The sequence below is a fragment of the Ruegeria alba genome (assembly GCF_022321465.1).
Lineage (GTDB): Bacteria > Pseudomonadota > Alphaproteobacteria > Rhodobacterales > Rhodobacteraceae > Ruegeria_B > Ruegeria_B alba.
This window is the reverse complement of sequence record NZ_JAKOEM010000009.1, coordinates 19122-32395: the sequence shown is the minus strand read 5'-3', so window position 1 is coordinate 32395 and position 13274 is coordinate 19122. Positions and strand designations below refer to the sequence as shown.

The following is a 13274-nucleotide window of genomic DNA, read 5'->3' as shown; positions in this document are numbered from 1 at the left end:
CGGATATAGGGTTCCGATCCGCAAGCGCCATACTGTCACAGGCGGGGGCTTGATCTGGGACAAGGACAGCCCACCGGGCAAACGGGAAGGCTGCTGGAATGAAAGAACATGGACATAGCCCCAACGAGGTCTCGCAGCGGATCGGCGCCCCGCCCGGGCGCGGCGTGTTGCGCGACGTTGTGTATGGCGGCATCGACGGGTCGGTGACCACCTTCGCCATCGTGGCGGGCGTGGCGGGGGCGGGCCTTTCGCCCTTTGTCATCGTGGCGCTGGGGCTGGCGAATGTTCTGGCTGACGGGTTTTCCATGGCGGCGGGCAACTACTCGGGGACCAAGGCCGATCTGGACAACGTTCGGCGCCTGCGCGTGGTCGAGGAGCGCCATATCGCCCGCTACCCCGAGGGAGAGCGGCTGGAGGTGCGCGAGATCCTGGCGCAGAAGGGGCTGTCGGGCGAGGTTCTGGAACAGGCCACCGACGCCATCACCGCCGATCGTGACAACTGGGTCGCGCTGATGATCGACGGTGAATACGGCCTCGGCAGCGTCGATCCCCACCCGATGCGGGCGGCGCTGGCAACATTCGCGGCTTTTCTGCTGGCGGGCATGATCCCGCTTTTGCCGTTCCTGTTCGGGGTGGACGGCGCGTTCACCGTTTCAGCCTGGATGACTGCTGCGGTATTCTTTGCCATCGGCGCGTTGAAAAGCCGCTGGTCGCTGGCGCCCTGGTGGCGGTCGGGATTCGAGACGCTGGCCATAGGCGGGGCCGCGGCGGCCATCGCCTATGGGGTGGGAACGCTGTTTCACGCCTGAAACTCGGGTCAGGCGCGTTATTGCAGTTCGATCTTCAGCGGATAGCCATAGATGTCTTGCGATTTGTCGCGCTGGCTGGCCTGGCTGGCGGTGACCGCGGCGCCGACCAGACCGTACCCCACCAGGACATGTGCGGCTGCCGCTGCTGAATAGGCCTGCTGCGTCAGATTCACCGGCTTGATGGTTTCGTCGAATTCAAACTGCTCCGAAATGCAGCGCACCCGCATCGGCGGTGTCTTGGTGCCATAAGAGGGCAGATTGACCTCGCCCGGGATTTTCACCTCGGCGGCGAAATGACTGCTGCTCAGCTGGCAGGTCTTGGGGTGAAAGGCCGGCGGCACGGCAGAATAGGATCGGCTGTCGGGAAAGGTGATCCGCACCGGGGTGATCTTTTCCGGGGTGGTGGCCTTGCCGGCAGCGCTCAGTTGCACGCTGTTGGACAGTGTCAGTGCGGCTTGCGCACCGGGAGAGACCGGTTCGGTACAGCCTGCAAGCGTGCTTGTCAGTGCAAGGGCGAATAGGGGCAGGAGGGGTTTGTTCATTTTGGTCTTTGTCTTGGATTGCTGTTCGCCCTTGGAATGCGCAACCGGGCACACGTTTGCAAGCCCATTTGACGCTAATGCGCGTAAGGCAACAGGGCTGTGTCATAACGGCGCTTTCCCCCCGTGCGGGAATTGCCTATAAGGCGCGCATGACCCACCGTGCGGCCATCATTATTCGAATTACCTCCCCGGCGCTCTGACCAGATCGAGACGCCGGGCAAAGGTGCTTGAGCCATCGCACCGAACCGAATATCCCCCAACCGACATGTTTGCCAGAGGACGCCCGAGATGTGCGCCGACACGACCGCTGAAACGCCCGAATACAAAGACACGCTGAACCTGCCGAAAACCGAATTCCCGATGCGCGCCGGACTGCCGGCGCGCGAGCCGCAGTGGCTGGAGCGCTGGGAGAAGATCGGCGTCTATGACCGCCTGCGCGAAAAACAGGGCCGCGCACCGTTCACCCTGCATGACGGCCCTCCTTACGCCAACGGCCACCTGCATATCGGCCACGCGCTGAACAAGACGATCAAGGACATGATCGTGCGCAGCCACCAGATGATGGGGTTCGACGCGCGCTATGTGCCCGGCTGGGACTGTCACGGCCTGCCGATCGAATGGAAGATCGAGGAACAGTACCGCAAGAAGGGCAAGAGCAAGGATGACGTCAATGTCGTCGAGTTCCGTCAGGAATGCCGCCGCTTTGCCGAGGGCTGGATCGACATCCAGCGCGAAGAGTTCAAGCGCCTGGGCATTACCGGCAACTGGGCCGATCCTTATGTCACCATGGACTATCACGCCGAGGCGGTGATCGCCGACGAGTTCATGAAGTTCCTGATGAACGGCACTTTGTATCAGGGCTCCAAACCCGTGATGTGGTCGCCCATCGAACAGACGGCGCTGGCCGAGGCCGAGGTCGAGTATCACGACAAGGAAAGCTTCACCATCTGGGTGAAATTCCGGGTGGTGAACAGTGGCGATCTGGACGGCGCGCAGGTGGTGATCTGGACCACCACGCCCTGGACCATCCCGTCGAACAAGGCGGTGGTGTTTGGCAAGGATATTGCCTACGGCCTCTACGAGGTCACCGGCACCCCGGACGAGTGCTGGGCGTCGGTGGGTGACAGGTACATCCTTGCCGACAAGCTGGCCGATGACGTGATGCGCCGCGCCCGTCTGGACCCGGGCATGTATCGCCGCGTGGGCGACGTGGACCCGTCGCAGATCGGCGGCCTGACCCACCCGCTGCACGGCGCCGAAGGCTCCAACGGCGAATGGGACGATATCCGCGATTTCCGCGCCGCCGAGTTCGTGACCGATACCGAGGGCACCGGCTTTGTCCATTGTGCCCCCTCCCACGGGATGGAGGAATTCGAACTTTACCGCGATCTGGGGATGCTCGAGCAGGTCATCACCTATAACGTGATGGACGATGGCTCGTTCCGGGCCGACCTGCCGTTTTTCGGCGGCAAGTACATCCTGTCCCGCAAGGGCGGCGAGGGCGATGCCAACAAGACGGTGATCGACAAGCTGGCCGAAGTGGGAGGCTTGCTGGCGCGTGGCAAGATCAAGCACAGCTATCCGCATAGCTGGCGGTCGAAGGCGCCGATCATCTATCGCAACACGCCGCAATGGTTCGCCAGCGTCGACCGTCCCGTCAATGACGGGCAGGATACCTATGGCAAGACCATCCGCGAACGCGCGCTCACCTCGATCGACCAGCTGGTGAAGTTCACCCCGCAAACCGGGCGCAACCGGCTCTATTCGATGATCGAGGCGCGGCCCGACTGGGTGCTGTCGCGCCAGCGCGCCTGGGGCGTGCCGCTCACCTGCTTTACCCGCAAGGGCGCGCTGCCGACCGACCCGGACTTCCTGCTGCGCGATCCGGCGGTCAACGCCCGCATCTTTGCCGCGTTTGAGGCCGAGGGCGCCGATTGCTGGTACGCGGAAGGGGCCAAGGAGCGCTTCCTCGGCAATGACTACAAGGCCGAGGAATGGGATCAGGTGTTCGACGTGCTCGACGTCTGGTTCGACTCTGGCTCGACCCATGCCTTTGTGCTGCGCGACCGTGAAGACGGCACCGCGGACGGCATCGCCGATGTCTATATGGAGGGCACCGACCAGCATCGCGGCTGGTTCCACTCCTCGCTGTTGCAGGCTTGCGGCACGCTCGGACGCGCGCCCTATCGCAACGTGGTCACGCATGGCTTCACCCTCGACGAGAAGGGCATGAAGATGTCCAAGTCGCTGGGCAACACCATCGTGCCCGACGAGGTGGTCAAGCAATACGGCGCCGATATCCTGCGGCTCTGGGTGGCGCAGACAGACTATACCGCCGACCAGCGCATCGGGCCCGAGATCCTGAAAGGCGTGGCCGACAGCTATCGCCGGCTGCGCAACACGATGCGTTTCATGCTGGGCTCGCTCTCGGATTTCACCGAGGCCGACCGGATCGAGGATGCCGCCGAGATGCCGCCGCTTGAACGCTGGGTGCTGAGCCGCATGGCGGAACTGGATGAGCAGGTGCGCAAGGGCTATGCCGCCTTCGACTTCCAGGGCGTCTATAGCGCGGTGTTCAACTTTGCCACCGTGGATCTTTCGGCCTTCTACTTCGATATCCGCAAGGACGTGCTTTATTGCGACGGCGACACGACGCGGCGCCGGGCGGCGCGCACCGTGCTCGACCTGCTGTTCCACCGCCTGACCACCTGGCTGGCACCGGTGCTGGTGTTCACCATGGAAGAGGTCTGGCTGGAGCGTTATCCGGGCGAGGACAGCTCGGTCCACCTGGTCGATTTCCCTGATACACCCGCCAGCTGGCGCGACGCCGAGTTGGAGGCGCGCGTTGCCCGCATCCGCCGGGTGCGCCGGGTGGTGACCTCGGCGCTGGAAATCCAGCGTCGCGACAAGGTGATCGGGTCGAGCCTTGAGGCGGCGCCGGTGGTGCATGTCGAAGACGCGGGCCTGCGCGAATTGCTTGCCGGCATCGACATGGACGATCTCTGCATCACCTCGGGCCTGACGGTGACCGGTGATCCGGCACCCTCTGAGGCCTTCCGCCTGCCCGAGGTCGAAGGAGTCGGCGTGGTGTTCGAAACCGCCGAGGGCGAGAAATGCCAGCGCTGCTGGAAGATCCTGCCCGATGTCGGTCGCCATGCCCATGCGGGCGTCTGCGGCCGCTGCGACGCGGCGCTGGGCTGAGGGGATCGCTGCCGGGCGGCAGCGACCGGGCGAGGGGCGCTGCCCCTCGCGCTCCCCGGAGTATTTGTGGCGAAATGAAGTTGGAACAGGGCGCGACATCTTGTGTATGATCCGCTGCGGCGCCATGGTCGGGGCATGCCGAGCCTGACCGTTGATACGCCGACCGGCACCTTTGTCCTGACCGAGGAGGATGGTGCGATCATCCGCGCCACCTGGGGACTTGGCGGATCGGACCACACGCCTCTGCTGGAACGGGCGGCGGCGCAGGTCAGGGCCTATTTCAGGGGCGAGCTGGAACAGTTCGAACTGCCCTTGAAGGTGCGCGGGTCGGCCTTGCAACGCGCCGTCTGCGATGCGATCGCCGCGATCCCTTATGGCTATACCCGCACCTATGGCGAGATCGCGCGCGATCTCGGCTCCTCGGCCCAGGCAGTGGGCCAGTGCTGTGGCGGCAATCCGATCCCGGTAATCATCCCCTGTCACCGGGTGATGGGCGCCCGTGGCCTGACCGGGTTTTCCGGAGAGGGTGGCGTGGAGACCAAGGTGGCTCTTTTGCGACTGGAAGGGGCTGCGGGCTTGCTCATCTGACCCAGATCAAGGCAAGCTGGGCGTCAACCCATTCAGATATCGTCTGGAACATGGACAGGAGACTCAGATGACCGACCGTGCCGCGCAGAAACAGGCCGTGCATGACAAGCTGATGTCGCTGGAGGCGGCCGAACTGGCCGCGGCCAAGGCGCATTACGAAGCCTTCCTGAAGGAGGCGCAACTGGGCGACCGTGAGGTGCATGACAAGGACGATCTGGTCGCCGCGCGCGAGAACCGCGATCTGGCCGCCGCCTTTGATGCCCCGGTTCAGGCGCATCACGCCAAGATCGATGTCATCGAGAATACCGATTTCGCGCTGACCGACACGGTTGGGCCGGGCGCGGTGGTGTCCTTTGGTGGGCGCAACTTCGTGGTCTGTGTCTCGACCACCCGGTTCGACGTGGATGGCAAAACCTATATGGGTATCTCGATGCAAAGCCCGATCTATCTGGCGATGAAGGACCTGCGGGTGGGAGAGAGCTTTGCCCATAACGGCCAGGACTTCGAGATCGAAGATATCATGTGAGCGGCTTGCGTGGCCGGCCGGTGCGATGTGGCTATGCGGCCGAGGCCGAAGCGCTGATTGCCGCTTTCGAGGCGCTGGACAGTGCAGATGTGCTGGCTCCGGTCATTGATGATCTGCCTGAAAACCCCGGTCTTTGTCTGGATCTCGGGGCCGGCAGTGGGCGGGATGCGGCTTGGCTGGCAGCGCGCGGACATCGGGTCTGGGCGGTAGAGCCGGTGGCCGCCTTTCGCGCCGCGGGGCGGCAGCGTCATCGCGGCCACCCGATCACCTGGGTCGATGACCGATTGCCCAACCTGACCCGGCTTCGCGGGGTGGGACTGCGCTTTGACCTGATCCTGACGATCGGGGTGTTTCATCACCTGTCGCCGCAAGCGCAGCAAGAGGGGTTGACCACCGCTTTGGCACGGTTGTCGCCGCAGGGCCGGATGATCCTGTCATTGCGCCATGGGCCAGCCCCGGCAGCGCGGCCGGGTCATCCGGTCGATACCGACGCATTGGTCGCGAGCGCCACGGCGCAGGGGATGCGGATCCGGCGCCTGATCCGGGGAGCGCCCTCGATTCAGCCCGGCAACCGGGCGGCTGGGGTCAGAAGGGACTGGCTATGTCTTTCTCGGGAATGACCATCTGGGCGATCCCCGCGAAGATCAGGTAGAGGCTGGTCACCACCAGGCCCCAATGCGCCCAGCTCTCGGGGTGAAACCCGACCCAGGCGGCCCAGCCCGCGAAGAAGGTCCAGGCCAGCGCCATCGGCAGAGTTACCGCGCGCCAGCGTTGCGTTCTGACCGGATGAACGAATTTGAGCGGCAGGAACATCGACACCGCCAGCACGGTGACCAGCACCAGGCTGACCCAGAAATTTGGCTCGAGCGCGAATATCACCAGCACCACCATGTTCCAGCAACCCGGAAAGCCCGAGAACGAATTGTCCTTGGTCTTCATCCTTGTGTCGGCGAAATACATGGCGCTGGCAAAGGTGATGATGATGATCGCAAACCAGCCGGTCCAGCCATCCATCAACCCCGATTTGAACAGGGCAAAGGCGGGTATGAACACATAGGTCAGATAGTCGATGATCAGGTCCAGCAGCACCCCGTCGAATTCGGGGGCATAGGTCTTGACGTGGTAGCGGCGCGCCATCGGCCCGTCGAGCCCGTCGACAAAGAAGGCCACAACCAGCCACAGGAACATCAGGTCCCATTTGGCATCTACCGCCGCCAGCATCGCCAGCATGGCAAAGACAGCGCCGGTGGCGGTAAAGAGATGGACGAAGAGAGCGCGGAACTGAGGTGTCATCCGCCCCTCATGACGGAAAAATGACAGGGTTGCAATTCGTCTGCTGCAATCGGTTCCGGGGCGCGGGCGTCAGGCCTTGGGGTGGCTACGGTTGTAGACTTCCATCAGGTGGGCGGTGTCGACGGCGGTATAGGCCTGTGTGGTCGACAAAGAGGCATGGCCCAGCAGCTCTTGAATCGCGCGCAGGTCGCCGCCGGCTTCGAGCAGGTGGGTGGCAAAGCTGTGGCGCATTGCATGCGGCGTGGCGGTGGCGGGCAGGCCCAGCTGCATCCGTGCCTTGGCCATCACCGCCTGGATGCTGCGGGCGTTCAGCGGACCGCCCCGGGCACCGCGAAACAGCGGTGCGTCAGGCTCCAACGGCCAGGGGCAGAGCCGCAGATAGGCATCGACCGATGCGCGGGCTACGGGGATCACCGGCACCAGACGTTCCTTGCCGCCCTTGCCGCGAATGCGCAGCGTGGCGGGCAGCGGTGCCGCGCGCCCGGTCAGCGACAGCGCCTCGGAGATGCGCAGCCCGCAGCCATAAAGCAGGGTCACCACCGCCATGTCGCGGGCGGCGATCCAGGGTTTGGTCGATTGCAGCTCGACCGTGTCGATCATCGCGCGCGCCGCATCCTCGGCCAGTGGGCGGGGCAGTTTCCTCTGGAACTTGGGCGCCCGGGTCGACAGCACGGCGGTGGGCTCGAACCCCTCGCGTTCGGCCAGCCAGCGATAGAAGTTCTTGACCGCCGAAAGCTTGCGCGCCAGCGAGCGGGGTCCGATCCCGTCGGCGCGCATCTGGGCCATCCAGGCCCGCATGTCGGGAACCCCGATACGGGCCAGCGGTGCCAGCCCTTGCGTCGCACCAAAATGCACGGTCATGAAGGACATGAACTCGACCACATCGGTGCGATAGGCGGTAATGGTGTTGTCGGCCCGACCGGCCAGTGCCCGCTGCGTGTCCAGCCAATGCTGCAATGCATCGCGGCAGGCCGGCGAGATCAGGCTCACGACAGCCAGCGGCGCATCGTGCGTTCGAACACGCCGGCAAAGAAAGAAAGCAGGTCGGTACCCAATTGCGGGGTGAACTGATGCGGGTCCTCGGCTCCCATTGCCAGCATGCCGGGCAGGCGACCGGGGCCCAAGTCGAGTTTCAGGCAAGCCTCGGACCGGATCCAGTCGGCGCGGCGGCCATAGACCTGCGGGGTGGCCTGTTGAAGTTGGCGCAGCGTGACCTGACGCGCCACCGCGTTGCGCCCGGCGGTCAGATAACTGTCGACAAATCCGGGCTGTGCTACGGTCAGAACATCGTCGAGCCGTTCCAGCGAGGCACCGCGCTCGGCTTGGCTGCTTTCCAGCACCAGCCGGATCGCATCGACGCGCAGAACCTCGGCCACTTCGGTGCCGAGATCGCGCAGGAAGGTTTCGAAATCCACCGGGTCGAGCAGCCGCAGGACCGCACGCTGCACCTGATTGGTGCCGGCAAGGTTCTCATAAGCGGCCGCGATGACCGAGCGATGGGTGTCCTCGAGCCGGTCCAGCCGGGCCTCGAGCCGCTCCATCGCGATGCCACGCAGATCGACGACATTGCCGCCCATCGCCCGCTCGTTCGCGGCGACAAGCGCATGCATGATGTCCTTGTCATCCAATACCACCTGCGGTTTGGCGATGATCGCCTCGCGCAAGGTTTCGTCCAGCTTCGGGCTGCTGCTCATTCACGCCTCGTTTTATGTTGCGACGTTTTATAACACGGGAATGCGATTTTTCTGCCGAAAAATCAACACTCGGGCGGAATTCTACCACCGGATGTGCTGCGACACGGTTTGGGCAAGAACGCTGCCGGTGCGGGGCGCCCAAGAAAATTCGTCGAATTTCCTTGGGCTTTTCCCCGGTTGTTCGCGGTGCGTGAGCGCGCCGCGAGGGCGATGCCTCAGAGGATCTTGATCCCGGCGGCCTTGATATCGGACAGGAACGCATCGAGCCCCTTGTCGGTCAGCGGGTGGTTCACCATCGCCTTGATCACCGCAGGCGGGGCGGTGATCACGTCGGCGCCGATCCGCGCGCTGTCGAGGATATGGTTCACAGAGCGGATCGAGGCCGCCAGGATCTGCGTTTCGAACCCGTAGTTGTCATAGATGGTGCGGATGTCCTGGATCAGGTCCATGCCATCCAGGTTGATATCGTCGAGCCGACCGATGAAGGGCGAGATGAAGGTCGCGCCCGCCTTGGCCGCCAGAAGCGCCTGGTTGGCCGAGAAGCACAGCGTCACGTTCACCATGTGACCATCGTCCGACAGCACCTTGCAGGCCTTCAGCCCGTCCCAGGTCAGCGGCACCTTGACCGCGATATTGCCGGCGATCTCGACCAGCTTGCGGCCTTCGGCGATCATGGTCTCGGCATCGGTGGCGGTCACCTCGGCGGACACTGGCCCGTCGACCATGGCGCAGATCTCACGGGTGACCTCGATGATGTCGCGGCCCGATTTCTTGATCAGCGAGGGGTTGGTGGTGACGCCGTCCACCATGCCCAGGTCGTTCAACTCGGCGATGGCGTCGATTTCGGCGGTATCAACGAAGAATTTCATGGGGCAGTCCTTTGATGGGTTGGCCTCGGTCTGGCTTGCCTTTACCTCATGAGACAGGCGGCGCAAACCCCGAATGCCGGGCTGTGCCGGCACATGAGGTTTGACGGGAGCCATCAGCTTGGACACGGGCGGCTTGGACAGCGGCGGGTTTTTCGAAGAGGGGGCGCTTGTCTCGGTCCTGACCACGCAGCCGCTCGACCGGACGCTCGACTACAAGGCGCCCGAGGGCGGCTGTTTTTCGGGTGCCTTTGTCGAGGTGCCGCTGGGCCCGCGCAAGGTGCTGGGCGTGGTCTGGGGGCCGGGGCGGGGTGACTTTGACCGGTCCAAGGTACGCTCGGTGCTGAGGGTGCTCGACGTGGCGCCAATGCGCGCGGAAATGCGCGCCTTTCTGGGCCGGACCGCCGATTATACGCTGACCCCGATGCCCGCGATGCTGCGCCTGGCCACCCGCGCGCCGGGTCTGGGTGACCCGCCTTCTATGCGCAAGATCTATCGGCTGGGCGCGGGGGACCCCGACCGCATGACCGATGCGCGCGCCCGTGTTCTTGAGGTGTTGCGCGACTATGGTGGGCTCGCCTTCACCCTCAAGGAACTGGCCGAAATGGCGGGGGTGACCGCGTCGGTGGTCAAGGGGCTGGTCAAACAGGGGGCCGTGCGGGAAGAGGACAGCCCGCGCGATCTGCCTTATCCGCATCTCGATCCCGACCTGCCCGGCAAGGCGCTGACCGAGGATCAGTCCCGCGCTGCCGACAGCCTGCGGGCCGGGCTGCGCAGCGGGCGCTACGGCACCACGCTGCTCAAGGGGGTGACCGGTGCCGGCAAGACCGAGGTCTATCTGGAGGCGGTGGCCGAGGCGCTGCGCATGGGGCGACAGGCGCTGGTGCTGCTGCCGGAGATTGCGCTCACGGCCGAGTTCCTGACCCGGGTCGAGGCGCGGTTCGGCGCGCGGCCCGCCGAATGGCATTCGGGTGCCACAATGACCGAACGCCGCCGCGTCTGGCGCATGGTGGGGCAGGGCGAGGCACAGCTGGTGGTGGGTGCGCGCTCGGCGCTGTTCCTGCCGTTTCGGGATCTTGGCCTGATCATCGTCGATGAGGAACACGACACCTCTTACAAGCAGGAGGATGGCGTCCTCTATAATGCGCGTGACATGGCGGTGCTGCGGGCGGCGATCTGCGGCGCGCGGGTGGTGCTTGCCAGTGCCACGCCCTCGCTGGAAAGCTGGGCCAATGCGGATGCGGGTAAATACGAGCGGCTGGAGCTGACTTCGCGTTTCGGTGCGGCGGTGCTGCCGCAGATGCAGGCCATCGACATGCGGGCCGAGACGATGCAGCCTTCCAGTTGGATTTCGCCCAGCTTGCGTCGCGCGGTGATTGACCGATTGGGCAAAGGCGAACAATCGCTGCTTTTCCTGAACCGGCGCGGCTATGCCCCGGTCACGCTCTGTCGGGCCTGCGGCCAGCAGATCGGCTGTGACCATTGCGACGCGCGCATGGTCGAACACCGGTTCCTGAAACGGCTGATGTGCCATCAATGCGGCGAGACCAAACCGATCCCCGACACCTGCCCCCATTGCGGCGCCGAAGGGCGGCTCGCCCCGGTGGGACCTGGCATCGAGCGGCTGGCCGAAGAGGCCGCCGCCAGCTTTCCCGAGGCCCGCATCGCGGTGCTCAGTTCGGACATGTTCGGCACCGCCCGCGCGTTGAAACAGCGGATCGAGGCGATCGCGGCAGGCGAGGCGGATATCGTCATCGGCACCCAACTCGTGGCCAAGGGGCACAATTTTCCCTTGCTGACGCTGGTGGGGGTGATCGATGCGGATCTCGGTTTGCAAGGCTCGGACCTGCGCGCCGCCGAGCGCACCTTTCAGCTGATGCGGCAGGTGGCGGGCCGGGCGGGGCGGGCCGAGAAGCCGGGACAGGCGCTGTTGCAGACCTATCAGCCGGAACACCCGGTGATCCGCGCCATTCTTGCCGGCGACGAGGAACGGTTCTGGCGGGCCGAGGCGGCAGAGCGTCAAGCCGCCGGAGTGCCGCCCTATGGGAGGATGGCCGGGATCATCCTGTCGGGCCCCGAGGCCGGACCGGTCTTCGATCTCGGCACCGCCATGGCGCGCAACGACGCGCCCCTGCGCCAGATCGGGGCGCAGGTCTTCGGCCCCGCGCCCGCGCCCATCGCCCGCATCCGGGGCCGTCACCGGGTGCGGCTCCTGGTCAAGGCGCCCAAGGGCGCACCGCTGCAAGAGGCCATCGCCCGCTGGATCGCGCCGCTGCGGCTTAAGGGCGACCTGCGCCTCACCGTCGATATCGATCCGCAAAGCTTTCTTTGATCTTATTTTGCGAGGCTCCGCCTCGCGCTCCGGAGTATTTCTAAACCAGAAAGAAGCAGTGCCCGCATTCCGGCTTCTTTCTGGTCAGAAATACTCCGGGGTGAGGCCAAAGGCCGAGGGGGCAGCGCCCCCTGACCAGCCCCTCCGCTGCTACAGCAACTGCTCATAGGCGCTGGTGGCCATCTGGCGCAGAGCGTCGCGGGGCAGGGCGCCGGTCAGGGCGAATCCGAGCCCGCCATCGGCCCAGTGCAGGATTTCGGTCTGCCGGTCTCCAGCAAAGCGAAAGGCGCTGTCGCCTGCCTCTTGCTGCGCCACATAGAGGGTGATCCGCAGACCCTGGGCGTTCTCGTACATGTAGAGCCCGGCCACCCGGTCGCCTGCGGGCAGGACACGCCCGCCCATCAGGGTAAAGCCCGAGGTCGACAGGTCCGGCGGGCTGACCGGCGCGCCGATGCGCTTGGACATCCAGCTGTCCATATGGTCGCGCTGGCTGGCGGGCACCTCGACCGGATGCACAACCTCGACCACATAGGTGTTATGCGCGGTCAGCGCCGCATCGGCCAGCGCCGGAGCGGGTGAGGGGGCGCCCAGTCGGGCGTGCCCGGCCCAGCCTCCAACAAGACCCAGCGCCAACAGGGCTATCGCCGCCAGCGCTTGCCGCAACAGCGGCGGGCGCGGCGCCGGGGGCGGGCGCAGGGCCTCATGCAGCCGCGCGGGCACCGGTTCGGCATCGGACTCGCCATAAAGCGCGCGGATCTCGGCATTCTGCCGCGTCCAGTCCTCCAGCAGTGCCTGCGCGCGCGGATCCTGCGCCAGCCGCGCCTCCAGCGCGGCGCGTTCGTCCACCGGCAGCGCATCCTCGAAATAGGCGATCAGTTCTTCGTCGTTCAGCGGGTCCTGGGTCATACGCCTTTACCCCTTTGGGCCAGGCCGGCGGAGGGCTCCCCGCGCCCGGTCATGGTTCTCAGATTGGTCCGCGCGCGCGCCAGCCGCGACATCAGAGTGCCCTTGGGGATGTCGAGCGCCGCCGCTGCCTCGTCGAAACTGGCCCCTTCCAGCGCCACGAGCAAGAGCGCGCGGCGCTGATCCTCGGGCAGGCGGGCAATCGCGGCCTCGGTCTCGCGCAGGGCCATATGGCTGTCCTGACCGGCGGGATGGGCCGGTTCCACCACCAGATCCTCGACCGCCATCAGATGGCCCGCGCGCGCCGCGCGGCGGCGCAGGTCGCGATGCCGGTTGATCAGGATGCGAAACAGCCAGGCCCGGAGGGAGCCGTCCGGGCGGCGGCCAGCAAGGCCTGCCACCGCCCGTTCCAGGCAATCCTGAACCAGGTCGTCGCCTGCCTCGCGGTCCCGCATCAGCGCATGGGCATAGCGGCGCAAGTCGGGGATCAGGGCTTCGATCTGGTCGAGGATCGCCATTC

General features: G+C 65.3%; 13 protein-coding genes. 6 read left to right on the top strand and 7 right to left on the bottom strand.

The window, feature by feature from the left end; translation table 11 throughout:
* Nucleotides 1-98: 98 nt before the first annotated feature.
* Complete coding sequence (locus tag MB818_RS11640) at nucleotides 99-809, top strand: VIT1/CCC1 transporter family protein (RefSeq protein ID WP_234139780.1); 711 nt, start codon at nucleotides 99-101, stop codon at nucleotides 807-809.
* A gap of 17 nt (nucleotides 810-826) precedes the next feature.
* Here the strand turns inward: MB818_RS11640 and MB818_RS11635 are convergent, their stop codons facing one another.
* The gene (locus tag MB818_RS11635) at nucleotides 827-1351 is read right to left on the bottom strand and encodes a hypothetical protein (protein WP_238905165.1); all 525 of its coding nucleotides are present in this window, start codon (nucleotides 1349-1351) and stop codon (nucleotides 827-829) included.
* Between the two features lie 288 nt (nucleotides 1352-1639).
* On the opposite strand from MB818_RS11635, the gene ileS reads away from it, so the two are divergent.
* The 4 genes from ileS to MB818_RS11615 all read left to right on the top strand — a co-directional run bounded on the left by ileS (nucleotide 1640) and on the right by MB818_RS11615 (nucleotide 6286).
* A complete protein-coding gene (gene ileS, locus MB818_RS11630; protein ID WP_238905163.1) occupies nucleotides 1640-4552 on the top strand; it encodes an isoleucine--tRNA ligase in 2913 nt (970 codons plus the stop codon).
* 135 nt (nucleotides 4553-4687) lie between these two features.
* A complete protein-coding gene (locus MB818_RS11625) occupies nucleotides 4688-5140 on the top strand; it encodes a methylated-DNA--[protein]-cysteine S-methyltransferase (protein WP_234142988.1) in 453 nt (150 codons plus the stop codon).
* Nucleotides 5141-5207: 67 nt separating this feature from the next.
* The gene (locus MB818_RS11620; RefSeq protein ID WP_234176631.1) at nucleotides 5208-5666 is read left to right on the top strand and encodes a hypothetical protein; all 459 of its coding nucleotides are present in this window, start codon (nucleotides 5208-5210) and stop codon (nucleotides 5664-5666) included.
* Complete coding sequence (locus tag MB818_RS11615; protein WP_234139775.1) at nucleotides 5663-6286, top strand: class I SAM-dependent methyltransferase; 624 nt, start codon at nucleotides 5663-5665, stop codon at nucleotides 6284-6286. The genes MB818_RS11620 and MB818_RS11615 overlap by 4 nt, the downstream gene beginning before the upstream one ends.
* Here MB818_RS11615 and MB818_RS11610 read toward each other — a convergent pair.
* The 4 genes from MB818_RS11610 to fsa all read right to left on the bottom strand — a co-directional run bounded on the left by MB818_RS11610 (nucleotide 6252) and on the right by fsa (nucleotide 9522).
* Entirely contained in the window at nucleotides 6252-6959 is a 708-nt protein-coding gene (locus MB818_RS11610) for a CDP-alcohol phosphatidyltransferase family protein (protein ID WP_234139774.1), read from the bottom strand. The two genes, MB818_RS11615 and MB818_RS11610, sit on opposite strands and share 35 nt — an antisense overlap.
* Nucleotides 6960-7028: 69 nt before the next feature.
* Nucleotides 7029-7949: a tyrosine recombinase XerC gene (locus MB818_RS11605; RefSeq protein ID WP_234142991.1), complete on the bottom strand. Its 921-nt coding sequence runs from the start codon at nucleotides 7947-7949 to the stop codon at nucleotides 7029-7031.
* Nucleotides 7946-8653, bottom strand: coding sequence for a DUF484 family protein (locus tag MB818_RS11600; protein WP_234139772.1), 708 nt, complete (start codon nucleotides 8651-8653; stop codon nucleotides 7946-7948). Before MB818_RS11600 ends, MB818_RS11605 begins: the two co-directional genes overlap by 4 nt.
* A 215-nt stretch (nucleotides 8654-8868) precedes the next feature.
* On the bottom strand, nucleotides 8869-9522 hold the full coding sequence (fsa, locus tag MB818_RS11595; protein ID WP_234139771.1) for a fructose-6-phosphate aldolase: 654 nt from the start codon (nucleotides 9520-9522) through the stop codon (nucleotides 8869-8871).
* Between the two features lie 118 nt (nucleotides 9523-9640).
* Here fsa and MB818_RS11590 point away from each other — a divergent pair, with 118 nt between their 5' ends.
* On the top strand, nucleotides 9641-11851 hold the full coding sequence (locus MB818_RS11590) for a primosomal protein N' (RefSeq protein WP_439653286.1): 2211 nt from the start codon (nucleotides 9641-9643) through the stop codon (nucleotides 11849-11851).
* A gap of 150 nt (nucleotides 11852-12001) precedes the next feature.
* Here MB818_RS11590 and MB818_RS11585 read toward each other — a convergent pair whose 3' ends face one another.
* Both MB818_RS11585 and MB818_RS11580 read right to left on the bottom strand, forming a co-directional pair.
* The gene (locus MB818_RS11585) at nucleotides 12002-12757 is read right to left on the bottom strand and encodes an anti-sigma factor family protein (RefSeq protein ID WP_238905161.1); all 756 of its coding nucleotides are present in this window, start codon (nucleotides 12755-12757) and stop codon (nucleotides 12002-12004) included.
* Nucleotides 12754-13272: a sigma-70 family RNA polymerase sigma factor gene (locus MB818_RS11580; protein WP_238905159.1), complete on the bottom strand. Its 519-nt coding sequence runs from the start codon at nucleotides 13270-13272 to the stop codon at nucleotides 12754-12756. Before MB818_RS11580 ends, MB818_RS11585 begins: the two co-directional genes overlap by 4 nt.
* Between the last annotated feature and the right edge of the window lie 2 nt (nucleotides 13273-13274).

Bases quoted from the DNA above. Each gene is read 5' to 3' on its own strand.
- MB818_RS11600 (WP_234139772.1), bottom strand. From the start codon at position 8,653: ATGAGCAGCAGCCCGAAGCTGGACGAAACCTTGCGCGAGGCGATCATC.
- ileS (WP_238905163.1), top strand. From the start codon at position 1,640: ATGTGCGCCGACACGACCGCTGAAACGCCCGAATACAAAGACACGCTG.
- MB818_RS11580 (WP_238905159.1), bottom strand. From the start codon at position 13,272: ATGGCGATCCTCGACCAGATCGAAGCCCTGATCCCCGACTTGCGCCGC.
- fsa (WP_234139771.1), bottom strand. From the start codon at position 9,522: ATGAAATTCTTCGTTGATACCGCCGAAATCGACGCCATCGCCGAGTTG.
- MB818_RS11585 (WP_238905161.1), bottom strand. From the start codon at position 12,757: ATGACCCAGGACCCGCTGAACGACGAAGAACTGATCGCCTATTTCGAG.
- MB818_RS11625 (WP_234142988.1), top strand. From the start codon at position 4,688: ATGCCGAGCCTGACCGTTGATACGCCGACCGGCACCTTTGTCCTGACC.
- MB818_RS11635 (WP_238905165.1), bottom strand. From the start codon at position 1,351: ATGAACAAACCCCTCCTGCCCCTATTCGCCCTTGCACTGACAAGCACG.
- MB818_RS11610 (WP_234139774.1), bottom strand. From the start codon at position 6,959: ATGACACCTCAGTTCCGCGCTCTCTTCGTCCATCTCTTTACCGCCACC.
- MB818_RS11640 (WP_234139780.1), top strand. From the start codon at position 99: ATGAAAGAACATGGACATAGCCCCAACGAGGTCTCGCAGCGGATCGGC.
- MB818_RS11620 (WP_234176631.1), top strand. From the start codon at position 5,208: ATGACCGACCGTGCCGCGCAGAAACAGGCCGTGCATGACAAGCTGATG.